This is a genomic window from Paenibacillus sp. OK060 (genome assembly GCF_900101205.1).
GTDB classification, from domain to species: Bacteria; Bacillota; Bacilli; order Paenibacillales; family Paenibacillaceae; genus Paenibacillus; species Paenibacillus marchantiae.
This window is the reverse complement of record NZ_FNFR01000001.1, coordinates 536250-561694: the sequence shown is the minus strand read 5'-3', so window position 1 is coordinate 561694 and position 25445 is coordinate 536250. Positions and strand designations below refer to the sequence as shown.

Sequence of the window (25445 nt, the reverse complement as noted above, 5' to 3'; positions counted from 1 at the left end):
ATTAATAGTTTTTATCTATAGAATATTTTTATCTACTGCCATATGATTGAATGGCTCATGATCCCTTTCATAATGGACATACTAGACATAGAAAAAACTGCCCTTCGCAGACAAAAAGCTGCTTTTGGACAGTCATTCGTTAAGGTTGTGCATTTCGAAATGTAGCTAACCCATAATAAGACCATATACAATCCCCGGCCCATGAACACCAATCGTCAAATCATTTTCAATATCAGAAGAACGACTAGGACCGGAAATAAAATGTATGCCTGCCGGAAGATTCTCTCTTCCCGCTTCATCGAATCGATCAAGCGTTTCACCAAGTCTGGTGTAGAGCCGTTCAACTGGAATAATAATGATGAGTACGGTTGGCAATAGACTCACTGAGCGTCCCTTTTCTGGCGAAGAAAGCACCGTGACAGAACCCGTATATGCTGTGGCATAATCCGCCATTACTACACCGATATCTGCCTCGGCTGCCCGTGCCTTCCAGTTCTCCTCTGCTTTGCTGTTCCATACAGAAATCTGCACATCGGGAAGTTGCTCTTCCAATCCAAGATCCGTCAGTGCCTGTTCATTCTGACGTATGATATATTTCGCACTCAATTCATTAGATTTATTAGCGATAAAGTCCGAGGCTTCGCCAATGTCTTTTACCCGTGCAATATGAGCACCTACACTCACAAAATTATCGGTGAATGCCTGTATGCGCTTATCTATGTCCCACTCCAAATCCGTCCAGAATGCGGGTGCACCGCGAAAAGGTTGAGTCGGAGCATGTGTCTGCCGAGGTCTTCTCAATTTGGAGGCGATGTCATTCATAAAGTTCTCTTGCTTCGCACGAGACTTCTTCTCCAATTGCTCCAGCCATTCCTGATGTTCAGTGTTCATGTTGACCACCACCCCCCTCGCGCTCACGCAGAATCTGTTCCATTCGATCCCGAACGGAAGAATCCATTTCTTTCTTCTCCTGATTCAGCTCCTGATCCAACTTGTTCCATTGCTGCCGGAAGGAACGCTTCGCGAGGCTTGGCGCAACCCGATAGCTGTTCCAGCCTTTGAGGGGCCCAAGTTTAAGTGAAATTCCGTTATTCCGAACAATGGCTTTCTGACCAATCTGTCCGAGACGTATAGCCGCTCCGAATCGTTTAGAATTGGATACAACCGCTGCAAAACCTTTCATACCAGCGCTCTCAAGCTTATTGCCATGGCCCTTTTCCACCTTGCGTCTACGTAAATATACGAGCATATCATGCAGCGGAATTTTGACAGGACAGGCTTCATAACAGGCTCCGCACAGACTGGAAGCACCCGCGATGTCGTTCCATTCATCGATGTTGCCATTGAGTGCAGGTGTAAGTACCGCTCCAATCGGTCCACTGTAGGTTCCACCATAGGCATGCCCGCCGATATGACGATATACCGGACAAGCGTTCAAACATGCACCACAACGAATACAGTTCAACAGCTCCTGAAACTCGGGATCACCCAACTGAAGTGAACGTCCATTATCCACGATAATAATGTGCATTTCATCTGGCCCGTCCCCGTCTTCTGTTCGGCGAGGGCCGGTTATACCTGACATATACATCGTCAATTTTTGACCTGTCGCGGAGCGTGGCAGTAAGGTTGCCATCACCTCGAGATCCGTCCAGGATGGAATGATACGCTCCATGCCCATTAAGGTAATCTGTGTTTTTGGCACGGTGGATACCATACGGGCATTGCCTTCATTTTCGAATAGGACCATGGAACCCGTTTCCGCAATCGCAAAATTGCAGCCGGTCATGCCTATTTCTGCTTCAAGAAACTTCTCACGCAGCTTTTTGCGTACAAATCCGGCAAGTACGGTGGTGTCCGGTTCCAGAATTTCTCCCGCTTCCTTGGACAACAGGTCCGCAATCTGGTATCGATTTTTGTGAATAGCCGGAATGACGATATGGGATGGGGCTTCACCCGCCAATTGAATGATATATTCGCCCAGATCGGTCTCTATTGCTTCAATACCTGCGGATTCCAATACATGGTTGAGATGCACTTCCTCGGACACCATGGACTTGGATTTTACCACGGTAGAAGCCTGCTTGTGAGCCGCAATATCAAGTGCTATTGCGGCTGCCTCTACCGAAGTATCCGCAAAATGAATATGAACTCCATTGGCACGTGCATTATTGACGAATTCATTCAGGTAATAATCCAGATGTGCGATCGTATGCAGACGAATCTGACGTCCACGTTCGCGCCATTCTTCCCAGTTGCCATGTTCTTCGGATGCGGACTTCTTGCCATTACGCAATCGCTCTGTCGTAAACTTGACGGCTTTCCGCAGGAAGTCATCATTCAAAGCCAGTTCTGCACGTTCTTTGACGGTAACATCCATTACACCGGGTTGACTCATCCTGTTTGCACCCCCTCATAGAGCAGTTCGGCCAAATGCATCACACGCACTGGTTCATTCCGATACCGCAGATTACCTGCGATATTCATTAGACAGGCCATATCCAGTCCTACCAATACTTCAGCTTCCGTTTCTTTGATGTGATCTACCTTTTCTGTGACCATGGCACCAGATATATCCGGCATTTTGATGGCAAAGGTACCCCCAAAGCCGCAGCAATCCTCTCCGTAAGGAAGGGGAACAAATTCCAAACCTTTTACTGCCGAAAGTAATGCCATAGGCTCATCCTTTACGCCTAACAAACGACTGCCATGACAGGAGGGATGGTATGTAACCTTATGCGGAAAATGTGCACCCAAATCCGTGATGCCAAGCACCTGAACGAGGAACTGCGTGAATTCGTAGGCTTTGGCTTCCAAACGTTTAGCCTTCTCCAGCCACACAGGTTCATCGACAAACAGCTCGGGATAATGATGAATCATGTACGTACAGGAGCCCGAGGGACAGACGACAAAATCACTATCATCAAAGGCTTCCAGAATCGTTTTGGCGGCTACCCGTGTCTCATCCCAATACCCGCTGTTGTAGGAAGGCTGACCGCAGCAGGTCTGCACGGGCGGGAAATCCAACCGAACGCCATGAGCGGCGAGCAATCTCACCATCGCCTCCCCCACGCGGGGATATATGGCATCGCTGAGGCAGGTAATGAATAAGGAGACCTTCATGATTACACGCTCCTATAACTGATGAATTGTTGTTATAACGCATATAAGTATCAAATACCGTATTGTTTTATACCCTTGTGATTGAGACATCATAGCTGTTCAGTCGTTCTATCAAATCATCACCAAGCGACTGATCCGTGATCACCGCATGAACCGCATTTAACCCGGTTACCCGGGCAAATGCACGAACCCCAAACTTGCTCGTATCTGCAAGCAAAATGACCTGGTCGGATATACCGACCATTTTCTGCTTCAACCGTGCCTGAAGCTCATTGGATTCACTGATTCCGCCACCTTCCAGATGCACACCTTTACAAGAGAGGAACAATTTATCGACATGATATGTCTCCAGGGAACGTTCGGCGAGCGGACCAACAAAAGACAGAGATCGTTGGGCCAACTGGCCACCAGTCGAGATGACTTCAATCTTGTCCCTGCTGCTCAGTTCGGTGGCTACCTGTATGGAGTTGGTCAATACGGTCAATGGCATATCTGGCATATTGGCCGCCATATACCCTGCTGTCGTGCTGGCATCCAGTAGAATTCGGTCACCCGGACGAATCATGGATAGAGCCGATTGGGCAATTCTTTTCTTTTCCTCTGCATGTGTTGTTTCCCTTACCCGGTAAGGGATCTCCGGCTGCTCTTCCTTCACGCTGACAGCGCCACCATGGGAACGGCGCAGTCGCCCTGCTTGCTCCAGCCGGTCGAGATCACGCCGAATGGTCTCTTCTGTTACCCGGCAGTGCTCACTAAGCTCGGATACACGCATGCTGCCCTTAACATTAACCATCTCCACAATCCGGTCATAGCGCTCTGCTGCCAGCATGTTACACCTCGCTCCCGGCTTGTGATTTGGGCGAAGCCGTCAACCTTAGGAATCTGCCGTAGGCCTCTTCCCAGATGGGTCTGTCCTTTGGTTCATAATCAGTAACTGGGAATGAATCACGAATGACCTTGCGGGCTTCCCATATATCCTTAAAGGCTCCGCTTGCCATCCACTGTACAGCCATGTTCCCGATCGCACTACCTTCTGCTGGCCCCGCCCATACCGGTTTGCCAATGGAATTGGCTGTCCACTGACATAACAAGCGATTCTGAATGCCACCACCGACCATATGCAATCCATTAAAAGACTGTCTGGACAGTTGTTCTGTCCATTCCAGCACCCTCCGATACTTCAGTGCAAGGCTCTCCAGAATAGAACGGGCAATAGCCCCCTGATCTTGCGGCTCAGTCTGCCCTGTATCACGGCAATATTGTTGTATACGAGAGGTCATATCCCCTGCTGGCATAAACCGCTCATCATCGGGATCAAACAGACTCGCAAATGGAGGAGCAAGTTCCGCCCTGCTCAGTAACTCCGCATAGCTGATTCCCTGTCCTTTCCGTTCCCATTCACGCATGCATTCTTGCAAAATCCACAGGCCCATGATGTTCTTAAGCAAACGGAACGTACCGCCTGCCCCGCCCTCATTCGTAAAGTTGAGCGCCAAACTCTCGGAACTGATGGCGGGGTGATCAATCTCCGTGCCCATAAGTGACCAGGTTCCGCAGCTTAGGTAAGCAAATGAACGCTCTGTTGCCGGAACAGCCACAACCGCCGAACCTGTGTCATGCTCTGCAACCGCAATAACCGGAATGGCAGATAAGCCAAGATCACTGCAAATGCTGCTGCGCAGCTGCCCCACTCGAGTACCTGGCATGACTGCTTCTCCGAACAGTGTCTCCGAAATACCGATATGTGCAAGCAGTTCACTGTCCCAATGCCCTATGGTTGGATTGTATAGCTGTGTTGTGGTGGCGTTGGTAAACTCATTCACCGCTTCACCGGTCAGAAAGTAACGAAGCAGATCGGGGATCATGAGGAAACGCTCCGCTTCGTTAAGCAGTGGGGAGCCTTTCCGCTTAAGCGTAGCCAACTGGTACAGTGTGTTAAAGCTAAGAAACTGGATGCCTGTGCGTTCGAAAATTCGCTGAGAGGTCAATTCCTTACGCACCTGATCCATCATGCCGTTAAATTGTGCATCACGGTAATGATATGGATTGCCCAACAATTCACCATGACTCCCAAGTAGTCCAAAATCAACCGCCCAGGAATCAATCCCCAGACTTTCAGGCTGCTCTCCCTTTTGTTTAACATGGTTCAGCCCTTCCAGCAATTCATGGTGCAGCCTCAATATATCCCAGTGCAGCCGCTCCCCCGCTTTTACCGGTTCATTCTTGAACCGATGGATCTCCATCGTTTCCATTCCCCGATCATTCAGATGACCCAGCAGTGCTCTCCCGCTTCCAGCACCCAAATCATACGCCAGCACACTCACCGCTCTTCACCAGCCCTTCATCCCATACTATATTTTCGCTCTTGAATATTTCTTGATTTCAATCATAGCTGCTCTGCACTTTATTCTTTATTTTGTTGTTTGTTTATTTTTGTTTTATACTGTTTTGCTTTATTTTACGAGTATATCATCATTGTAAGCGTTTGAATACCCTGTGATTGGTTTCTTTTACCCATACCAAAAACGACTCTCTCCACTCGGGAGGAGCCGCCTTCCTGTTATTTTACGTATAAAAGCTGTTTTTACTAACACCGGACTGGGGCTGCACATCTCTTTCAAAATGCTTAAACCTGGTCCCCTGATATGTCAGCATGCCTCGGTCATGTTCCACAAGCATACCGTAGTCACTCCCACCTACGTTCAGTTCTACCCGTTCACCGTTGTCGAGCTCAAATGTAATGTAATAGTAAGTGGAAGCCCTGCTGTCCCCTGTTCCCCCGCTAACTCTAGTTCGCTTTGCCACAATCGTTGAATGCAAGGTTAACAGCGCTGATGCATTATTCGATGACCATGTGCGTACCCCTGAAATAATGGCATAAACAATGACACCAGCAATGATGAGAAAAACGCCACCGATAAAAATGGATCCAAACGCACTCATTGCTCCAAACTCATTGAATCCAGCAAAAAAACCACTCTGATTGCCCTCAAATCCCGGAACATCATTCATGTCATCAAAAATACCGAAGCCATCCATGCTTAACCAGCCCAGTGATGAAGATATGCTCAATGACGTCATTCATCATCGTTCCCTTCTCCCTGCAAATTAAGATGCACCGCCCCCTGCCAAGGAGACGGTGCACGCAGACAACCCTACAAGCCTTGTCCGTATACTATATGAACCTGATTACGAATACAGACGTTCAAGTTCATCGACCAGACTGCCAACATAGGCAACAGCAGCACGAATCGGCTCAGGTCCAGACATGTCCACACCCGCAAGCTTCATCAGCTCTTGCGGATCAAGGCTTCCTCCCGCTTTCAATGCATCAAGCCACCGATCAACGGCAGGCTGCCCCTCTTCCCGAATCAGCTGTGCAGCAGCGGTAGATGCCGTCAGACCTGCTGCATATGTATATGGATACAATCCCATATAATAATGAGGCTGTCTCATCCAGGTCAATTTCGCCCCTTCATCAATCACCAGATCAGGCCCCCAGAACTCGGAGAGAATGTTGCCTTTCAGCTGACTTAACGTCTTCGCTGTGATAGGTTCATCCTTAGTTGCGAGTGCGTACACCTGACGCTGCAATTCACCTTCAAGCAGATGCGTAACAAAGTTATGGTAATACGTATTGAGCAATTGCAAAATGACCCAACGACGCATTCTCGGATTATCAGAACGTTTCAACAAATGATCTGCCAGCAGCATTTCATTCATTGTCGAAGGCGCCTCTATGAAATAGAGGGACGGTCGTGTATTCGTAAGACGTTGGTAATGCCCGGCAAGCATGAAATGTCCAGCATGTCCCACTTCATGGGCAAGTGTAAATGCTCCGCGCATATTGTTTGCCCATGAGATCAGGATATAGGAATGAGAACCATATATGGACGAACAAAAAGCTCCTGTCGATTTGCCCGCATTATCTGCGTAATCTACCCAGCGCTCACTAAATGCACGCTCCACAATGTCGCCATATTCCGGTCCCATCACGGCAAGAGCTTCACGAATGAGCGTGCAGGCTTCCTCATATGTAATGGCAGGGCTGAATTCAGGGTCCAGTGGTGCTTTCAGATCACAGAACATCAGCTTGTCCAGACCTAACTCACGTTTCTTGAGAGCTGCCAGTCTGCGCATGTGAGGTGCGAGTTCCTGCTGGATGATGTCCAGTACATTGTTATACATCTCTTTGCTTACCTGCTGCGGGCTGAGCAGCATATCTGTAACATCATCATATCCACGCAGCCTGGACATGACGACCTGTTTCTTCACTTCGGTTGCGTAACCTTCAGCAAACGTATTTTTGTAATCATTCAGCTTGGAGCTGAATGCAGCATACGCAGAGCGGCGCAGCTTTGTATCCGATGACATTTCATAATTATTCTCATAGAATGACCAGGACAGCGGGCGGTTATTGTCATCGCCATCAAGTGCATCGTCAAACGTCATGTCTGCTAATTTACCACGCAGATAGATCCGGTATGGCGAGTCCAGCACTTCCCCGAGGGAAGCGAGTACCTTCTCCGTTTCGGGCGAAAGACGATGTGCCTTTTCCTGAATTAGACGATCCAAACTGCGGGCATACGGCTGCAAACCCGGAAGTTCTTCAATATAACGTTTAACCGTTCCATCCGGAAGATCCACGATCTCGGAATTCACAAAAGACAAGGACGACGACAAATTCGATAAGATGTCTCCCGCCTTGGCTGAATTCTCAATATTCACGGGATTGGTACTGTCCTCCGACTGTTTCAGCCGGGCATATGAAGCTGTTTTGCTAATGCGTTCCTGCAAAGCTTCGCGGGCATCCAGACAGGCCAGCAGCTGCTCAGCGCCTTCGCCCAGATGTCCTTTAAATGTTTCGATATGGGCAGCAGCTTCAGGCAGTGATCTAAGCTCCTGCTCCCACTCTGCGTCTGTCCCAAACAAGTCTCGCAAGTCCCAGGTAGTCTCTTGGTTTACTTCATCGCGTGTACGTATTTTTTCCATCGTTAACTGTCCTCCTCCTTGCATTTCCAATATCTCTCATCGTATCATATTCGGAGCATTTATGCCTTACATATCCTAAAATGAGCCTTTTGGTTCAAGGGATTATAGATTGGACTAAAAAATATTCACACTTACCACTCCGACGGAAGAATAACCTTCCGATCGCTGTTATCCCCAGATTTTTTGATCCCTTTTCTAAAGGGGAAATCCGGGGATAAGCATATGCTTCCGATGCAGCTTTCTTTCAGAAGCTTTTAGGCTAACGCTTCGCTTCTTCAGGCTATTTCTGCCTTCTACGTTTCAAGAAAACTTTTTTAAAACTGTCAGTGAATTAGAGGGAAAGAAAAACCGCCAGGTAATGGAAGTGTCCATTTACCCGGCGGTTCGTCTGACTATAACTTATTCTGATTTCCAAATTACATTTTCACCATAGTTTTTACCCCAGTTATACATCGCATGCAGCACGGGCATCAGGCTCTGTCCGTGATCCGTCATCGTATATTCCACACGAGGAGGTACTTCTGCATACACCTTGCGCTCAATTAGCTTGTCTTCCTCCAGCTCACGCAACTGGTTGGTCAGCATCTTTTGGGTAATATGAGGAATCAATCGCTTCAATTCACTGAAACGTTTGGTGCCTTCAAGACCCAGATGCCATAAAATAATCAGTTTCCATTTGCCGCCAATAACAGCAAGGGTCAATTCTTTCTCACAGTTGATCTCTTTCAAGTTGATGCGTTCCTTGACTTCGGTTGCCATGGCTCCGAGCCCCCTTTTCTTCCACTCAATATTATATCGCTAAAATGCATTTCGCATATCACAAGAACACTCCGCAACAGGAGAACTTGCCGCTCCCTTGTATCATATAACGGGTTCATTGGTTCGATACAGCTTGTATACATTCTACTACAGCAAGACTCTGATGTTAAGCAAACCCCGAATCAGACCACAAACAACGATAGCAGAAAAGACCGGAACTCCCTCTTGTTTAAGGGTATTCCGGTCTTCCATCTATTCTACTTCATCAAGTTTATGACATATGGTCTATTCCAGGTTGGCATGACGCCCAAACATGTCTGCTCCAGTCATACTCTTCAATTCCATCATGGTGAGCACCAGTGCATCCATGCTCAGCAGCAGCCCCTGTTCAAACAGAGAGCCCATCGGCTGAATGGTCACTTCGGTTCCGGCGGTCGCCGTATCCTCTTTGGCAGAGGCAGGGAGACGAACCACGGTATCGGACAGCTGTCCAATGGTGGACTCTGGTTTAATTGTGATCAGACCCACAGGAGCACCTGCTTTACTGGCCTTCTGAGCCATCGCTGCCAGACTGCCTGTCTCCCCTGAGCCTGAGCATAACAAGAGGAAGTCTTTCGGAGAGATCCCTGGCGTAACGGTCTCCCCAACTACATATACCCGCAGACCCATCTGCATCAATCTCATCGCAAAAGCCTTTCCCATCAGACCGGATCGGCCTGCGCCTGCCACAAAAATCTGTTCGGCAGCCAGAATATGTTCCGCCATGGCCTGCATCTCCGAGTCGTCGATCTGGCTTAGCGTACGTTCCAGCTCCTTCAAGATGTCCACTGCGTATTGTCGGCTGCTCATCTGTCTTACCCTTGTTGAACCAAACGTTGCATCTCAGCTGCTACTTTAGCTTTGTCTGCTTGTCCAGTGATACCGCCACCCACAATCACCAGATCCGGTTGTGCTTTGATCACTTCAGGCAATGTTTCCAGCTTGATGCCACCAGCTACAGCTGTTTTTGCATTTTTCACGGCTTGTTTGATCGTTTGCAGATCTTCGAACGGGCTTTGTCCTTCAGCTTGCAGGTCATAACCTGTGTGTACACAGATGTAATCTACGCCAAGCGAATCAACTTCGCGAGCACGCTGTTCAAGATTAGGCACGTTGATCATGTCCACAAGAACTTGTTTGTTTTGTTTCTTCGCTTCTGCTACTGCACCTTTGATCGTACTATCATTGGTTGCCCCAAGCACAGTGATCAGATCCGCACCAGCTTCAGCTGCTTTCATGATTTCATAACCACCAGCGTCCATAATTTTAAGGTCTGCAAGAACTTGCAGATTAGGGAATGCTTCTTTCATCGCTTTTACCGCGTGCAAACCTTCATTAATAACGATTGGCGTACCAATCTCAACGATATCGATATATTGTTCAACTTCTTTAACAAGTGCAATACCTTCAGGGATGTTTACCAAGTCCAATGCCAATTGCAATTTCACGATTCATTTCTCCTTTTGTTGTTCGAGTATGAGTATATCCTGTAAAGGATGTTAAAATATTTAGCCTGCACCGTTCAGCCAGTTCAGATGCATGCAATGTTTGTCATGGCTACTCATTCATTGTAGAACCCGACTATCCGTTAAGGAAGTACGCACTTTGAAGTCAGGTAGTTACTTGCACGATACTATTGATTGAATTACATTGTTATATGAACTTAAATTCGAAAATAAGTTATCGTTCACAATCCACATATGTGGTTATCTGCGAATTCATGTGCTCCTCTTCTCATCAAAAAAGACCCCGCCACAAGGACAGGGTCTTTCCAAAGTATCAAGTCAACAAGATTATACAAATTGATCCTGAAAACGTATTTAAACCTCTCGGTTAATCATTCAAATCTTGGATTTACAGATAAACAGGTTTCACGCATACCGGCTTGGATACACCTGTGCTGTGGCCTGTGTATTTCAGACGCCCGCTCTCCTGATCCACTGTAAAGGAAACGATATTGTTGGTATCGCGGTTAGCTGCGATCAGCAGTTTGCCATTCGGAGTCAAAGCAAAGTGACGTGGGTGTTCACCCTCAGCAGATACATGCTCAACCAGTTTCAAATGTCCTGTTTCAGCGTCTACTGCAAATACCACGATGCTGTCATGCCCGCGGTTCGAACCGTATACGAAACGACCATCGTTTGATACGGCGATTTCAGCTGTTGTGTTTTCACTGCCGTCATAGCCGTCAGGCAATGTGGACACGGTGGAAACCTCTGTCAACGTGCCTGCTGCTGCATCATAACGGAAAGTCGTAATGGAAGAATCCACTTCGTTAATAACATAGGCGAATTGACCGTTCGGATGAAATGCCAAGTGACGAGGTCCTGCACCCGGATGTGTTTTGGTTTCACTGTGCAGTACGAGTTCATTCTTGCCTGCATCAATGGAGTAGATTGCGATTTTGTCCGCACCCAGATCCTGTACCATCATGTATTTTCCATCCGGGCTGAAGAATGCAGAATGCACATGCGGCTTGTCCTGACGTTCAGGATGCGCACCTTTGCCTTCATGTTTCTTTTCATCCAGAAGCACGCCAACTTCACCGTTATCCGTCAGGGCTTGCAGACCCACCAGACCACCGTGGTAGCTGGAAAGGATCAAGTAACGTCCGGAAGGATCACGTTGGATATGACATGGTGGAGCCGAAATGGAGTCATGACGATTCAGCAATGACAATTTTCCTGTTGAAGGATCAATGCTCAGAGCTACAGCTTCAGACATTTTATTACCTTCGGCAGACGCCGTCTCACCGATCGCATACAGTTTATTACCTTCAGCATCCACGTTTACAAACGTTGGATTTTTCACGCCCGCGATGCCGTCAAGCTTGGAGAGGTTACCTGTATCCTCATTCAATTCATATGCGTAAATGCCCTCATTTTCCGCTTCGGCATAAGAGCCGACCAATACGAGCAAGCGTTTTGATTCACTCATTACAGTTTCCTCCTCTATGTGTATGTAATCTGGTTGCACCTCTTCTATAATAAATCTGCCATATCAAAATAGCAATCCACCGCCCCTGCGCATCCATCAAAGAAGTGGCCTCAAACATATGCTCATTACGCAAGTCAATACCAAAATCCATTCCCGACAAAGGTCAACTTCTGCTATGATAAAATAGGTTTTTCATCCAGAAAGGACTGAATTTCGATTGTTTAATTCATTTCTGCTCACGTTATATCATGTATTTCTGCCCATATCGCTTCCCGTAATCGGAGGCATATTGTTAAAACGGTTCAAAAATTGGGATACTCGGCCGCTGTCGACCTTTTCCCTCTATATTTTGAGCCCTGCGCTTATCTTTGATACACTGCTGCATGCTGATATTACATGGACAGACGTAACCGGCACATTCTGGTTCTCCATCATCAATCTGATCGCCCTGTGGGCACTTGCTGAACTGCTGAGCCGAATATTCCATCTTGGGGCAAGCGAAAAAGCGGGACTTACCCTTGTCTCCACGTTTACGAACTGCGTGAATTATGGGCTCCCGCTTGTGTTGCTTGCCTTTGGACAGCTTGGATTGGATAAGGCTTCGGTATATGTCATCGGACAGATGATCATTGTAAACACGGTAGGTATCTTTTTTGCTGCCAGATCGGAATTCACGGTCAAAAATGCGATTCTATCCGTCTTCCGCATGCCTTCCATCTATGCTGCTGCGATAGCCATCATCCTACGTGCATCCAATCTGAGCTTACCAGTGGCACTGGATGGAGGCATCTCCATGCTCGCAGCCGGTTACTCTCCTGTCGTACTGGCCATTCTCGGTGCACAGATGCTCAGACCACGTGGTTCCGTCGAACCTTGGAAACCTAACGTGCGCAAAGCGTTCTGGACTGGACTTATAGTACGGCTTGCTGCAGCACCAGTACTCTCATATCTAATCCTGACTGCACTTCAGATTGAAGGAACGTTATTCAGTGTGCTGCTGATCCTAGCGTCCATGCCGACCGCAGTGAACGCCGTAATTTTGGCCGAGCAATTCAATGCGTCTCCGCAGTTTGTGTCCCGCTGTATTCTGTGGACAACTGCTGCGTCCATGGTCATTCTGCCGATCATGATTGTGATGTCTTCCTGATCAGCACGGAAGCTGAAGTTGGAGACATCGCTGCCTGCTTGCGTTTCTCCAACCGACGTTCAAAGCGACGTTTCAGTGCTCTGACATAGAAGAACTTGACGACAAAGTAAGAAATCACACCCAGGATGACCCCAAAGACGGACATGCCTGCCAGAATATCCAGACCACCCCGCAATAGTTCACTTAGCGCGGACCAGTTACCGCGAAACAGCTCCATAAAGGCACTCTCATGAACAAGCCCCTGCCCCATGCTGTGCGCCGGCAATATCCAGGAACCAATTTGCTTGGCAAGTGGCATCAATATGATGGGCAGGAAAGTTAGCTTGCCGACCACGTTGCCCACAATAGCCGCTGGCAGTGAACCACCGGACAAACGTACAATCGGATAGAACACGAGATATACCAGTGATGCTGTGGAAATGACGATCAATTCCAGACCAAAACCCAAAGCAAATCCGGTAGATACTTTATGTGCCCCGCCGGGAGCACGTAACAATTTGAGAAAATTAAGCTTCAAAGCACGTGTTAAACGCGCAAAACGTGAGTTTTTGCTTTTCTGTAGGTTCATACCGAACTTCCCCTTATCTTACACAAATGACGGCTGAAGCCGCCTACTCTTCAGTATATCACACCGCGTTAACGCCTGCTGTTATAATCACTGGCTGTGTCTCAATGGCGACGTTACCTGCTACCGCTCTGGAGATCATGCAGGACTCTTCTGCTTTATGTGCCAAGCGCTCCGCCTTCGTTACATCAGCATCAGATGCATCCGCTTTGAGCACAATGCGAGGTCTGTGTGTGATCCGTTCGTACGTAAATACGTTATTGGTAACATCCACTGTCGCTTCGGACTCCAGTGTCAGCTCATCCGGTGTAATCTCCGATCGCTCCAGCATTGCTGCCAGCGTAATCAAATAACAGGTGGACGCTGCACCCAGCAGCATTTCATCCGGATTGGTACCGGTACCCGGACCACCCATCTCCTGTGGAATCGAAATGACTGTTTTTAACCCGCCTGCATCAATATGCCCTTCACTGTTACGTCCACCATTCCAAGTAGCTTTCAGGTGAAAAGGATGTTTCATTATATTCATTCCTTTCTAATTAGACACGGACACATGCTATGGATTGTTCGTTCAGTGCGCTAACCTGCTCTTCCTCTAAGCCCAGATCCGTTATTACTTTTGCCACACTGCTGAGTTCAGCCACTCTTGTAAAAGCCTGCACGCCAAACTTGCTCGAATCCGCCAGCAAAATAACTTCATCAGCTATGCTGATCATCTTCTGCTTCACCAGCGCCTGCAATTCATTCGACTCACTGATGCCCTTGGTCAAATGTACACCTTTGCAGGATAAGAAAACTTTATCCACATGATACGCATCAAGCGACCGTTCAGCTAGCGGCCCTACAAACGATAGGGACTTCGAAGCAAGCTGCCCGCCTGTCGCGATTACACGGATCTGTTCCTTGTTACTCAGCTCCGCTGCGACCTTAATGGAGTTGGTCAACACGGTGAGTGGTATGTTCGGCAGTCCAGCCGCCATATACCACGCAGTTGTACTGGCATCGAGCGCTATCCGGTCACCGTGCTCTACCATTTTCAACGCTTCGTCCGCAATTCTGCGTTTCTCTTCTGCATGAGTTACAGCCCGCTCCGGATAAGGGATCTCCGACTGCCCCTCTTCTTTATATTTTACGCTGACAGCCCCGCCGTGGGAACGTCTGAGCCTTCCCGCCTGCTCCAGCTTGTCCAGATCACGACGGATCGTCTCTTCCGTCACACCGCAGCGCTCACTCAGCTCGGTTACGCGCATACTTCCCTGGGAATCTACCCATTCCACAATTTTCTCATAACGTTCAGCCACGAGCATCTTCATTCACTCCAAACCGTTGATTATCCAAGATGAATCCTGTTCATCCCATCATACCACAGTGCCCCCGGAAGTAGAATTTCATCAAGGGCGCAGAGGGTGCAAAAAAGAGGGAGCTTACGCTCCCTCCATTTCGAATGAAATTGTGTCTTATTTATCGTCAGCCATAGGGAACCAGCCCGGTGTGTGAATAATTGCATTCCAAAGACCGTCAGGGATAACCAGACGTTCCTGATCCGATTTGGTGAGAATCGTCTCAATATCTTCTTCACGTCCGCTTTCGATTTTCTCAACCCAGTCAGGCTCGATAATCAGCTCACGACCGATCGCAAGCAATGGCACACCACTCTGAAGAGCTTCGGCTGCCTCATCTGCCGTATGGATGGCACCTACGCCAATGACAGGCAGTTTACCATCCACGCGATCAAGGATAAATTCAATTCTGGAGCGAGTATCTGCTTCACCACGTCTTGGCTTGGACCAGAACTCGTTGACGGATACATGCAGGTAATCCAGATTTTTATCTTTCAGCGCATCAACCAATGCATACGTCTCTTCCATGGTCAGTCCCGGTGTTTCCGGCTCTTCTGGGGAGAAACGGTATCCAACGATAAACGGCAGTTTCGTATGTGTAGCTACAGCCTTCTGGACCTCATCCACCACAGCCAGTGGGAATGTGAGACGTTTCTCGATGCTTCCACCCCAACGATCTTCACGTCGGTTGGAATGCGGAGAGAAGAACTGCTGAATCAGATAACCGTTCGCACCATGAATCTCAACACCGTCGAAGCCAGCTTCAATGGCGCGGCGGGTTGCTTCTCCAAAGTCCTTGATGATGGACGTAATTTCGTCATCAGACAACTCTCTTGGTACAGGAGATCCCGGACGCTCACTGGCAACAGCGCTTGGAGCAGCGACTTGACCCGCTGGCACCGCTTGTTCTGGCGTGAGACGACCTGCATGGAAAATTTGCAGTACGGCTTTGGAACCTTGCTGCTTAATCGTATCGGCCAGACGTTTCAGACCGGGAATAAAGCTATCGTCATAACTTCCAAATTGAGCCGGAAAACCAATTCCATTCGCAGTTACATGGGTTACCGCTGTAACAGACATACCAGCACCGCCAGTACGACGTGCATAATAAGCAAGTTCAGCGTCTGATACAGTACCATCTTGATTTGAGGACATATGAGTCATTGGAGCGAGCACGATCCGGTTTTTCAGCGTAATGCCGCTTGGCAGTGAAACTTGTTCAAACATTGGGCTATACTTTGGATTCATTCGTGGTCCCTCCTGATTTAATATCTCTTTTAATAGATATATGAATATATGCGTTCGCTTACTGTAATGATTATAGTTACGTTTCACTCACATTGCAACTTTTCATTTTCACCCCTTATCCATTCGATGCTTAAAGCTCACTGCTCCATTCACTCTCCGCCTTTTGTCCATTACACTTTTTTCTTCTTTCTCAACCCAAAAAGACGGAGTGTCTTACAACTCTCCGCCTCATAAAACTGCTTGGTTAGCTTAGAAACTGCGTACGTATGCCAGCTTCTGGTCCATTTCTTCCACACATTCATAGCAGTCATGCTCATCATTGGCTACCATCGGAGTAACCGGATACAGATTCATCTCTGTACTGTTGTAGGATTTCAACAACGGCAGCAGCTGTGTCACGCGTGTGTTCGCCGGATCCAGCCAGGTATTGATTTCTTCTTCAGACAGAATCGCCGGCATTTTGCTTCCAAACTCCCGTGTAACCATGTTCGCTCCCGCCATCAGCATCGTGCAGGTACGCAGTGGCTGTTTGCGCGTATCTTTCCATACCTCGTATAATCCCGCAATACCAAACAATCCGCGATCCGGCATAACCACTCGGACTGCATAGCTTTTCTTGCCTTCTTGACGCCAGTAATACAAACCATTACATGGGATAACACAACGCTTCGTCTCTACCAGCTTGTAGTAGGCTGGATTCTCATGCACCGTCATGAGATTGGCATTGACTGCATCGCGTCCCCAGAACGGAATGAATCCCCATCGGAACTCGTCCAATACCCGCTCACCATCCTGATGCAAAATAATCGGTGTATGCTGGGTTGGGCTGATATTGTAACGGTTTTTGTAATAATACATCACCCGTTGAATCTTAAAATGATCCCTGACCTCATCCAAATCGGCTGCCAATGAAAAACGGTTACACATGCTCAGGCACTTCCTTTCCCTGCTTGAATTGAATTTGATTGTATTGTTTGTAATAGCAGGGAAATTATGCATGCTTGTATAGAAAGCATTAGTAATCGTGTGAAATCTTCCTATTTCCCAGTGCCTGAGCTATAGAGAAGCCTGAATTGCTGCGGGGTCATCCCGATATAGGTCCGAAACATGCGAATAAAATAACTACTGTATGTAAATCCACACTGAGAAGCAATTTGTTTCACGGATAGTTCCGAGTCTACGAGCATTTTCTTCGCGACCAGAATGCGGCAGTCCAGCAGATACCTGCCGGGCGGAACACCCATGATACTCTTGAACATGCGATTAAAATAATACACGCTGTATCCCGCTATATCCGCCATTTCAGCAAGACTTAGCGGATGTGTGCAGTGACGACGAATATAATCGGCTGTTGAGCGGATTGTATCCTGATGGTTCAGTAATGACGTCCCTTCGATTGACTCCGAATTTCGTGCCAATTCAACTAGCAACTCATACAGTACCGCCGACAACTTCGGTTCATGCACACTCTCATAACCTTCACCGAGCTGGCATAATTGTTCATGCAACTCCTCGAAACGTTCCTCGCCAGAGAATGAAAAGAGCCACACTTTATCCGGATTCCGCAAGCCTAGCAGCCGCTCCAGATCGTGGGCTTGCAGATGAATCCATCTGATATCCCAGGGATCAGATGGATCGGCATAATACTGTTGCGCCTGTCCCGGCGCATATAGAAAACCTTGTCCAGCCGTTAATCGAACGCTACCCTGCTCGGTTCTCACTTCACCCTGTCCGTTGAAAACCAGATGCAAATTATACTCTCGTATTCCGTGCGGACGATGTTCCTTGTGCTCTGGATCGAGATATCTTCCGTAGGCTACTGGATAACATGCATACCCTGCATGCCCGGGCTCCGGCATAAACCAATGGTTTCGCATATGTTCTTCCCCCAAAAATAGCAAGATCATGATACCCTATCGCAACATGTTATTATATTCCCCTCTCATTATCCATTATAAAATGAAATAGACTCGACACTCTTCCACAAGATGATGATAGTGGAGTCATTAAGCACTGGCTTGAGCGTGCATGAAAATCATTATGTTCCAGACCAAAGGAGATTAGCATACATGAACCAAAACCGACCTATTCAAATGGGTGTTGATTATTATCCTGAACATTGGGACCCTAATCTGTGGGAGCAGGATGCCCGATTAATGGCCGATAGTGGTGTACGTATTGTACGTGTGGGTGAATTTGCCTGGAGTCGAATGGAGCCTGCCGATGGACAATTCGATTGGACATGGCTTGATCAGGCGCTCGATACCCTTCATCGCAATGGGCTCCAGGTGGTGATCGGTACACCAACGATGACACCACCACGGTGGCTCACCAAAAAATGTCCTGATATTCTGCCGGTGCTGCCAAGTGGACAGTTGTACCATGAAGGAGTCCGCGGCCACCGCTGTTATAACAGTTCGAGCATGCGGACGTACAGTGCACGAATTGTCCAGAAGCTGAGCGAGCGATATGCAGCACATCCGGCTGTGATTGGCTGGCAGACTGATAATGAATTCAGTTTCACGGATTGTCAGTGTACTGCTTGTTCAGAGGCTTTTCGCGAGTGGGTTCGAGCCCGTTACATTTCACTAGGGCAGCTCAACCAGGCTTGGGGTACTGTTGTCTGGAGTGGAGAATACAGCGATTGGGAGCAGGTGACGCCACCATATGGCGGCTCTCCGTTTCAGAATCCTTCGTTCCTGCTGGACTACTCCCGTTTTCAGTCGGATTCCATTGTGGCTTTTCAAAGCATCCAAATCGAGATCATTCGGCATAACTGTACCGATCATTTTGTCACTCATAATTTTCATAGCTATCCGCAAAAGGCAGATCAATATAAAATCGGTCAGGATCTGGATTTCGCTTCTTTTGATTACTATCCCAACCCTTCACCCAACAAAAAGGACACCGCACCTTACAGTGGCGCTTTGTCGCTAGATCTGACACGTGGCATTAAACGCCGCAATTTCTGGATTATGGAGCAGCTTAGCGGACCTCCAGGATGCTGGTTTCCGATGTGGCGTACACCTCAGCCCGGCTTCTTGCGTGCTTACTCATGGCAGACTATTGCCCGTGGAGCGGATGCGGTCGTGCATTTCCGCTGGCGCAGTGCCACTATAGGAGCAGAACAGTTCTGGCACGGACTGATTGATCACAGCAATGTTCCAGGGCGACGGTTCAAGGAGTTTCAGCAACTGTGTACCGAAGTGAACAGTCTGGGTGAACGCCTGCAAGGCTCTACATTGCAGAACGAAGTCGCCATCCTGCATTCGCATGATCAGTTAAACGCTCTACGAATTCAGCCACAGGCGGATGGACTGGAGTACTACGAAAATATAAAAGTATGGCATCGTGCCCTGACCAAATGGGGAATCAGTACAGATGTCATCCATTCCTCGGAAGCGCTGGATTGCTACAAAATCATCATCGCTCCGCACTTGTATTTGCTGGATGAGAACACCGCGGAACGTCTGCAAGCTTTTGCAGCGGATGGTGGCATATTGGTCTTAACGCATCGCACCGGTGTCAAAAACGATAACAACGTCTGTGTCATGGAGCCACTTCCAGGTATGTTATCTTCTTGCTCGGGCGTGCGTGTTACCGAATATGATCCCGTCGGTGGTGACCAAATTCAGATTCGGGATGAGAAGGGCAATACATATGCTGCTTCACAATGGGCTGATGTGTTGGAACTGGACACGGCACAGGCGATTGCGGTTTATGCGGATCAATTTTATGCCGAAAGTGCGGCTGTCACCCAAAACAACTGGGGTAAAGGTGCTGTCTATTATGTAGCGACCCAGCCGGATGAAGCTTATCTGAGCCAGTTACTGCAAAACATCGCTGAACAATGTGGCCTATCCGGGATTCAAACCCTGCCAGACGGTGTCCAGGTGACAACCCGCTCAGGACCGAATGGAACGTTTCGTTTCATCCTGAATTTAAGTCCTGAATCTGTCTCCATTCCGTTGCAAGCATCATACAAAAGTGCATTGAATGGAACTATGAAAGGACCTCGATTGGAACTGGAGCCGTATGATATCGAAATCTTGGAGATTCAATAATATGTAACATCTCTGCGCTTAAAACAAAATGAACCATGAAAAGGCCCGGGTATGCACATCAAGTGCATCCGGGCCTTAAAGAATTGGGCGTTAACAACATAAACCAATCTTACTTGATTACAATTTGATAAAGTCAGCCATGGAACGAACCTGGATGGCCCCCGCCTTGGAGACAGCACCATCAGATCCTTGCAATTCCCCTCTGGCGGTGAACTTGACCTTCACAGGAATACCCGGAATGAGGTCGAAGAAATTGTCCGAGAACACCCCTTCTGCCTCAGTAGAAATCCATACTTGTTTTGCAAGTACATCACTTTCCAGGACCAGATGCACGCCATCATTCTCGGTAACTTCGGTTACCTTAATTTGCGCTGGTTGCAATGCAATATCCTTTGAAGGTGCAAAATAATGTTCCTGTGTGATGTCGGATGCCCCATCCTGCTTCAGATCAATACGCAGCAATGTTGTTGCAGCATCGCGACCTTCCAGCCATTCCGCCTGGCTCAATGACAGCACCTGTTGACCAGAGTTGGATGCCAGAGCGACTTCATGCTCTTCCTCACGATATACTCTGCCATCAAAGCCAATCAGGCGTATCTGGAGTTTGCCTTTCACAGGTTCAAGCTGATCCGAGATGAGGTAAATATCTGTCACATCTTCCTTCGTACCATCTACCGATACCAAGATATCACTGAAGCTGCGTTTCGCGTAATATTGCAATGCTTTCCAACGTCCGAAGTAATCCATACCCGCCCAGGAAGCCACCGGCCAGCAATCATTCATCTGCCAGTAGAGCGTTCCCATACAGAACGGTTTGCGACGACGGTGAGCCTCAATGGCTGTTTTCATCGCCTCAGCCTGAAGCACTTGGCTCATATAGAGGAAGGATGGGAAATCTTTCGGTTCATGCATGTACATATCCATGTATTGTTTGATCAGACGATTACCTGCCCCGTTCTTCTGATGCGCCAGCATGACTTCAGACTCCAATGCCAGATCCTCTTCCTCCGCATACTTGCGAACCGAATCGTATTCAGGGAAGGATTGGAAGCCATACTCACTCATGAAGCGACCAACATGAACGTTGTAGTTCTCAAAGGGCTCCACATTATGCCACACACCCCAATAGTGGATATCCCCTTCTGATGTGGATGGGTGAGCATGCTGTTTCTCGTCTCCCGACAGTGATACCAGTGGTGAAGAAGGCCAATAATCCACACCAGGAGCATAGGCTTCCACCACTTCAGGCAAAAGATCATGGAAAATAGCTTCGTAATCCGCCCAAATGCGCTCTCTTTGCTCCGCGTTGTAATCTTTTTTCCAACCCCAGCCGCCATCCTCAATGTAATGTGCCCACGCTGAATCAATCTCGTTATTACCACACCACAGCACAATGCTTGGATGATTACGCAGACGTTTCACATTATCAATCGCCTCATGCTTCACACTATTTAGGAAAGCCTCGTCTCCAGGATACATGCTGCATGCAAACATAAAGTCCTGCCATACGAGCAAACCATATTCGTCACACAACTCGTAGAATACGTCTTCTTCATAGAAGCCACCACCCCATACACGGAGCATATTCATGTTCGACTCGGCAGCAGATACAATCTCATGCAGATAGCGCTCACGTGTCACTTCTGTTATGAAGCTGTCATTGGGAATGTGGTTCGCACCTTTGGCAAACACAGCAACTCCGTTTAACTCAAAATAAAAGGATGCTCCCGCTTTATCACTGTCACGAACCAGACGAATGGACCGAATACCCGTTTTGACTGTAGACTCAGCCACAGCCTGTTCGCCCTGAATCACTTCCGTATGGAAAGAATACATATGCGCGTCACCCAATCCGCGGCTCCACCACAACTTCGGCTCAACAATAGAGATTGGAACCTCCACAGTTTGGACGCCCGGTTTCAGGGTTACAGCCTGCTCCCAACTCTGTTCATCCGTTCCTACTCGAATGATCGCTTCTATGGATTGCTCAGACTCCACTTCCACGACGGCAGTGAGCGAAGCGGAAGCAGCAGTTACTTCATTTTGCTGAATGAATACATCATTAATTCGTATGTCTGTCCAGCCTTCAAGGCGTACTTCACGCCAGATTCCGCTGGTTACAAAACGTGGACCCCAGTCCCAACCATAGTGGTACGGGGCTTTCCGTGCAAAAATACTCACTCTTTTATCGCCTAATCCCCCCACGTCAGATTGATCATTCGATGCAGGCAGGGCATATCCTAGTTTCTCAAGCTTCGGCAGATCTTCATTGATCGGAGAACGAAAACGTATTCGGAGTACGTTGCCACTTGCCTTTACAACAGATTTCACATCGACTGTCCACACCCGGAACATATTGTCTGCCGACAACAGATGTTGTTCATTCACATACACATCTGCATATGTATCCAGACCATCAAAGACAAGCTCCAGATGCTGCTGCGACAGCAGTGCTTCATTCACATCAAATTCCGTGCGATATTCCCAGTCTTTCTTATCGACCCATTGAATTTCTTTTTCGTTAGTTCCATAGAAAGGGTCCGGTATTTTACCCAGTTTCAGCAAATCCGTATGCACACAGCCGGGTACGTGAGCCGGCATCCATTCCTGATCCTCACAAGCCTTGAACGTCCAATTCTGAAAAGTCTGCGATTGTATTTTGCTCATGACAGCCTCCGTTATCATTGAAGTATTTTTTAAAAAAACATTTTGTTAGGTTTTGTTATTATAAAAACAAATAACTTACAAAACAAAATTAACATGATATGCTCAATTCAGTCAATCTGTTTTGTGGATTATTTCAAAAAAACATATCCGATAACAAAAAAAAGACATGAAGCCCAATCTCTCCATGTCTTTTCACCCCAAGTTTATAGGGTCCTGGCGTGTGTTAATATTACATTTCTAAATTTACGTTCGTTAGCTTCACGTTAAACTAGCATTGTACTCATCACGAATGATTAGTTCCGAATAGATCAGCTTTCTTTCAAAAGGCCCGTCCGGATGCTCCAACCGCCATAATAACTGGTCCACCGCACGTCTGCCCAGATTCTCCTTATCGATATGCACCGTAGCAAGAATAGGCTCATCTGCACGGGTATTATCAAACCCGGTTACTGCACAGCGCTCTGGCACCTCAATGCCCCTGCTTTGGAGTGCACCAATCACAACAGCGGCCATGTGGTCGTTGGCACATACCATCACTTCGGGGATATCCTCCATCTTCATGGCGATAATCGATTCCCGAATGTGATCCAGATCAGGTCCCAGCAAATCTGCTTGCTGCGAAACTTGCAGCTGCATCTCTTCCAGTACCGAACGATAGCCGAGCCATCGTTCTCTGAAACTGGCTGCATCAGGCAATTCGCCAGCAAACTGTAGCCGTCTGTAGCCCTTTCCAACGAGCATCAACACCAGTTCCTGCATACATTTCATGTTATCTGTAAACACCGTATCTCCATGAATTGCCGGGTCTTCATGATCAACCATCACAAGTGGAATATGCAGTCGATAAATCTCGAGCAATACGGATGTGGAAATGGAACCGACAGTTATAATACCGCTGATGGCTTCAGGATTCAGCACCGAAAACATGCGATCTGAGGAAGGTTCCGTCAAGGTAAGGATATCCATGCCCTTCTCATTCAGGCGTGCAGATATTCCGTCAAAGATGGGACCCCAGTACAGGGAGGATCGATTCTGCGAACGAATGTTAGGAAACAAGATCAGAATAGTCCCCTGTCTGTCTATCTTCATCTCCTGTTCAGCAGGGGTTTCCACTAGGAAACGTTTCGGTTCAGCTTTGAAATATCCGAGCTGTCCTGCCGTTCTGACAATCATCTCCCGGGTATGTTCACTGACACCGGGTTTACCGGTCAACGCACGAGAAACTGCGAATTTGGATACCCCCGCAGCATCGGCAATTTGCTGCATGGTTACTCTTTTGGCCATCTTTCTCACCCGTTTTTCCTTTATTTTTCATTTAGTGTAGCATAAAAAAAGGGATTCAACAAAACAAGTTATGAAAAGTTTCATTTTGTTAGGTTGAGGATTTGCTATAGATTCTGAAAATTTCTCGAATAAATAACAAAAAAGTTCCTCCACCTGCTTCACAATGAAGTTGATGGAAGAACTCTTGCTTTATTTCAAAGTTATACGCCCGGTGCTCCCTGATCTCCCAGTTCGGTCTGTAATGCTGTCCGCTTTCTTCGCCAGAATACCGGATAAGGGACTCTGATCTCTGTAATCAGAACACCAATGAGCATCAGTGCTGCACCCGCATACCCTTGCAGTGTAAGGGACTCCCCTTGAAAAGTAAACGCAAATGCTGTTGCAAACAGTGGTTCAAGCGAAAAGATCAGACTCGTTCTCGTTGGTGAAGCATGCCGCTGGGCAAGAGTCTGTAAAATGTAGCCAATGCCGCTGCACAGTACTCCCAGACCCAGAATGGCCGCCCAAGATTGAGGTGTGTCAGGTAAACGTGGTGTCTCCAGCACAAATGTAGCAGCCAGCCCCCACAGGGCTGCAACGCCCAGTTGCACCGTTCCCAGCGTTAGCGGATCATGCTTCGGCGTATACTTGCCAGCAATCATAATGTAGATCGCGTACATTAATGCTGCGAGAATGCAAAGGATATCCCCCATATGCAGGCTAAGCTCATGTTGAAGTGTCAACAATGCGAGCCCAATTACCGCCACGAGAATACTTATCGTTAACCGCAAGTCTGGCATTCTGCGATGCAGAATTGTCGTCAGGATGGGCACAAAGATCACTGCCAAACTGATCAAAAATCCTGCCTGGGAAGCCGTAGTGCGCTGTACTCCATAAGTGATAAATACAAAGGCCGCAAATAACGCTGTTCCCATAATAGCCCCTGCTGCAAGCGTTCCTCGATCCATTCTGAACAGTCGCCGATGGAAAAGGACAGCTGCCGCGATAAAGGCAATTCCAAACCGGAAAGCGACCAGATTCAATTCCTGCATGGACTCCAGTCCTGATTTCATAAACAGATAGGATGATCCCCATATTACCGTTGCGAGCAGCATCTGTAAATCCGCTCTTCTTGATGCTTGACCTTGTGGTGCACGTACTCCGTTCATCTTGCTTCTACCTTCATTCTATGTATTATAATCTATCCGAGGCTCTATCGAACTAACTCGCCTTGGCAAGTATAAACGATCTCTTTGCATTATAAAAATGAATATTTATAATAGTTAATATGAAATAAACTC

At 47.7% G+C, this 25445-nt stretch carries 22 protein-coding genes; 2 read left to right on the top strand and 20 right to left on the bottom strand.

What is annotated here, in order from left to right; all coding sequences use genetic code 11:
- Positions 1 to 165: 165 nt before the first annotated feature.
- From BLS14_RS02640 to BLS14_RS02590, 11 genes are all read right to left on the bottom strand, one after another.
- Complete coding sequence (locus BLS14_RS02640) at positions 166 to 891, bottom strand: LutC/YkgG family protein (RefSeq protein WP_090949325.1); 726 nt, start codon at positions 889 to 891, stop codon at positions 166 to 168.
- The gene (locus tag BLS14_RS02635; RefSeq protein ID WP_090949323.1) at positions 881 to 2398 is read right to left on the bottom strand and encodes a LutB/LldF family L-lactate oxidation iron-sulfur protein; all 1518 of its coding nucleotides are present in this window, start codon (positions 2396 to 2398) and stop codon (positions 881 to 883) included. The genes BLS14_RS02640 and BLS14_RS02635 overlap by 11 nt, the downstream gene beginning before the upstream one ends.
- Complete coding sequence (locus BLS14_RS02630; RefSeq protein WP_063563333.1) at positions 2395 to 3123, bottom strand: (Fe-S)-binding protein; 729 nt, start codon at positions 3121 to 3123, stop codon at positions 2395 to 2397. Before BLS14_RS02630 ends, BLS14_RS02635 begins: the two co-directional genes overlap by 4 nt.
- Positions 3124 to 3190: 67 nt before the next feature.
- Complete coding sequence (locus BLS14_RS02625) at positions 3191 to 3952, bottom strand: DeoR/GlpR family DNA-binding transcription regulator (protein ID WP_090949321.1); 762 nt, start codon at positions 3950 to 3952, stop codon at positions 3191 to 3193.
- 1 nt (position 3953) lies between these two features.
- Positions 3954 to 5447: a rhamnulokinase gene (locus BLS14_RS02620; protein WP_090949319.1), complete on the bottom strand. Its 1494-nt coding sequence runs from the start codon at positions 5445 to 5447 to the stop codon at positions 3954 to 3956.
- A 241-nt stretch (positions 5448 to 5688) separates the two neighbouring features.
- Complete coding sequence (locus BLS14_RS02615) at positions 5689 to 6195, bottom strand: DUF2500 domain-containing protein (protein ID WP_256336127.1); 507 nt, start codon at positions 6193 to 6195, stop codon at positions 5689 to 5691.
- Positions 6196 to 6312: 117 nt separating this feature from the next.
- Complete coding sequence (gene pepF, locus BLS14_RS02610) at positions 6313 to 8115, bottom strand: oligoendopeptidase F (RefSeq protein WP_079694556.1); 1803 nt, start codon at positions 8113 to 8115, stop codon at positions 6313 to 6315.
- Between the two features lie 399 nt (positions 8116 to 8514).
- A complete protein-coding gene (locus BLS14_RS02605; protein WP_063563329.1) occupies positions 8515 to 8874 on the bottom strand; it encodes a winged helix-turn-helix transcriptional regulator in 360 nt (119 codons plus the stop codon).
- A 285-nt stretch (positions 8875 to 9159) separates the two neighbouring features.
- The gene (gene hxlB, locus BLS14_RS02600; RefSeq protein WP_090949316.1) at positions 9160 to 9723 is read right to left on the bottom strand and encodes a 6-phospho-3-hexuloisomerase; all 564 of its coding nucleotides are present in this window, start codon (positions 9721 to 9723) and stop codon (positions 9160 to 9162) included.
- 5 nt (positions 9724 to 9728) lie between these two features.
- Positions 9729 to 10361: a 3-hexulose-6-phosphate synthase gene (gene hxlA / locus BLS14_RS02595; RefSeq protein WP_063563327.1), complete on the bottom strand. Its 633-nt coding sequence runs from the start codon at positions 10359 to 10361 to the stop codon at positions 9729 to 9731.
- A 406-nt stretch (positions 10362 to 10767) separates the two neighbouring features.
- Positions 10768 to 11850: a lactonase family protein gene (locus BLS14_RS02590; RefSeq protein WP_072732503.1), complete on the bottom strand. Its 1083-nt coding sequence runs from the start codon at positions 11848 to 11850 to the stop codon at positions 10768 to 10770.
- 217 nt (positions 11851 to 12067) lie between these two features.
- Between BLS14_RS02590 and BLS14_RS02585 the strand changes: the two genes are divergently transcribed.
- The gene (locus BLS14_RS02585; RefSeq protein WP_090949313.1) at positions 12068 to 12997 is read left to right on the top strand and encodes an AEC family transporter; all 930 of its coding nucleotides are present in this window, start codon (positions 12068 to 12070) and stop codon (positions 12995 to 12997) included.
- Here the strand turns inward: BLS14_RS02585 and BLS14_RS02580 are convergent.
- The 6 genes from BLS14_RS02580 to BLS14_RS02555 form a co-directional block, all read right to left on the bottom strand.
- Positions 12975 to 13565, bottom strand: a complete 591-nt coding sequence (locus tag BLS14_RS02580) for a DUF2062 domain-containing protein (RefSeq protein ID WP_063563324.1) — start codon at positions 13563 to 13565, stop codon at positions 12975 to 12977. The genes BLS14_RS02585 and BLS14_RS02580 overlap by 23 nt on opposite strands.
- Before the next feature lie 58 nt (positions 13566 to 13623).
- Positions 13624 to 14082, bottom strand: a complete 459-nt coding sequence (locus tag BLS14_RS02575) for an OsmC family protein (RefSeq protein ID WP_079694564.1) — start codon at positions 14080 to 14082, stop codon at positions 13624 to 13626.
- A 19-nt stretch (positions 14083 to 14101) separates the two neighbouring features.
- Entirely contained in the window at positions 14102 to 14869 is a 768-nt protein-coding gene (locus tag BLS14_RS02570; RefSeq protein WP_090805633.1) for a DeoR/GlpR family DNA-binding transcription regulator, read from the bottom strand.
- A 150-nt stretch (positions 14870 to 15019) separates the two neighbouring features.
- Positions 15020 to 16150: an NADH-dependent flavin oxidoreductase gene (locus BLS14_RS02565; protein WP_090805630.1), complete on the bottom strand. Its 1131-nt coding sequence runs from the start codon at positions 16148 to 16150 to the stop codon at positions 15020 to 15022.
- A 249-nt stretch (positions 16151 to 16399) separates the two neighbouring features.
- Positions 16400 to 17077 carry an SOS response-associated peptidase gene (locus tag BLS14_RS02560; RefSeq protein WP_063563320.1) on the bottom strand — a complete coding sequence of 226 codons (678 nt, stop codon included), beginning with the start codon at positions 17075 to 17077 and terminating at the stop codon, positions 16400 to 16402.
- 110 nt (positions 17078 to 17187) lie between these two features.
- Positions 17188 to 18027 (bottom strand): helix-turn-helix transcriptional regulator, encoded by an 840-nt coding sequence (locus BLS14_RS02555; protein ID WP_176854278.1) that lies wholly within the window; start codon positions 18025 to 18027, stop codon positions 17188 to 17190.
- Positions 18028 to 18219: 192 nt separating this feature from the next.
- Here BLS14_RS02555 and BLS14_RS02550 point away from each other — a divergent pair, with 192 nt between their 5' ends.
- Positions 18220 to 20214: a beta-galactosidase gene (locus tag BLS14_RS02550; RefSeq protein ID WP_090949310.1), complete on the top strand. Its 1995-nt coding sequence runs from the start codon at positions 18220 to 18222 to the stop codon at positions 20212 to 20214.
- A gap of 117 nt (positions 20215 to 20331) precedes the next feature.
- Here the strand turns inward: BLS14_RS02550 and BLS14_RS02545 are convergent, their stop codons facing one another.
- The 3 genes from BLS14_RS02545 to BLS14_RS02535 all read right to left on the bottom strand — a co-directional run bounded on the left by BLS14_RS02545 (position 20332) and on the right by BLS14_RS02535 (position 25313).
- Entirely contained in the window at positions 20332 to 22881 is a 2550-nt protein-coding gene (locus BLS14_RS02545; protein WP_090949308.1) for a beta-mannosidase, read from the bottom strand.
- 258 nt (positions 22882 to 23139) lie between these two features.
- On the bottom strand, positions 23140 to 24165 hold the full coding sequence (locus BLS14_RS02540; RefSeq protein WP_090949305.1) for a LacI family DNA-binding transcriptional regulator: 1026 nt from the start codon (positions 24163 to 24165) through the stop codon (positions 23140 to 23142).
- A 200-nt stretch (positions 24166 to 24365) separates the two neighbouring features.
- On the bottom strand, positions 24366 to 25313 hold the full coding sequence (locus BLS14_RS02535; RefSeq protein WP_090949303.1) for a DMT family transporter: 948 nt from the start codon (positions 25311 to 25313) through the stop codon (positions 24366 to 24368).
- Between the last annotated feature and the right edge of the window lie 132 nt (positions 25314 to 25445).

Bases quoted from the DNA above. Each gene is read 5' to 3' on its own strand.
- BLS14_RS02640 (WP_090949325.1), bottom strand. From the start codon at position 891: ATGAACACTGAACATCAGGAATGGCTGGAGCAATTGGAGAAGAAGTCT.
- BLS14_RS02635 (WP_090949323.1), bottom strand. From the start codon at position 2,398: ATGAGTCAACCCGGTGTAATGGATGTTACCGTCAAAGAACGTGCAGAA.
- BLS14_RS02630 (WP_063563333.1), bottom strand. From the start codon at position 3,123: ATGAAGGTCTCCTTATTCATTACCTGCCTCAGCGATGCCATATATCCC.
- BLS14_RS02625 (WP_090949321.1), bottom strand. From the start codon at position 3,952: ATGCTGGCAGCAGAGCGCTATGACCGGATTGTGGAGATGGTTAATGTT.
- pepF (WP_079694556.1), bottom strand. From the start codon at position 8,115: ATGGAAAAAATACGTACACGCGATGAAGTAAACCAAGAGACTACCTGG.
- BLS14_RS02605 (WP_063563329.1), bottom strand. From the start codon at position 8,874: ATGGCAACCGAAGTCAAGGAACGCATCAACTTGAAAGAGATCAACTGT.
- hxlB (WP_090949316.1), bottom strand. From the start codon at position 9,723: ATGAGCAGCCGACAATACGCAGTGGACATCTTGAAGGAGCTGGAACGT.
- BLS14_RS02590 (WP_072732503.1), bottom strand. From the start codon at position 11,850: ATGAGTGAATCAAAACGCTTGCTCGTATTGGTCGGCTCTTATGCCGAA.
- BLS14_RS02580 (WP_063563324.1), bottom strand. From the start codon at position 13,565: ATGAACCTACAGAAAAGCAAAAACTCACGTTTTGCGCGTTTAACACGT.
- BLS14_RS02575 (WP_079694564.1), bottom strand. From the start codon at position 14,082: ATGAAACATCCTTTTCACCTGAAAGCTACTTGGAATGGTGGACGTAAC.
- BLS14_RS02570 (WP_090805633.1), bottom strand. From the start codon at position 14,869: ATGCTCGTGGCTGAACGTTATGAGAAAATTGTGGAATGGGTAGATTCC.
- BLS14_RS02565 (WP_090805630.1), bottom strand. From the start codon at position 16,150: ATGAATCCAAAGTATAGCCCAATGTTTGAACAAGTTTCACTGCCAAGC.
- BLS14_RS02560 (WP_063563320.1), bottom strand. From the start codon at position 17,077: ATGTGTAACCGTTTTTCATTGGCAGCCGATTTGGATGAGGTCAGGGAT.
- BLS14_RS02555 (WP_176854278.1), bottom strand. From the start codon at position 18,027: ATGCGAAACCATTGGTTTATGCCGGAGCCCGGGCATGCAGGGTATGCA.
- BLS14_RS02550 (WP_090949310.1), top strand. From the start codon at position 18,220: ATGAACCAAAACCGACCTATTCAAATGGGTGTTGATTATTATCCTGAA.
- BLS14_RS02545 (WP_090949308.1), bottom strand. From the start codon at position 22,881: ATGAGCAAAATACAATCGCAGACTTTTCAGAATTGGACGTTCAAGGCT.
- BLS14_RS02540 (WP_090949305.1), bottom strand. From the start codon at position 24,165: ATGGCCAAAAGAGTAACCATGCAGCAAATTGCCGATGCTGCGGGGGTA.
- BLS14_RS02535 (WP_090949303.1), bottom strand. From the start codon at position 25,313: ATGAACGGAGTACGTGCACCACAAGGTCAAGCATCAAGAAGAGCGGAT.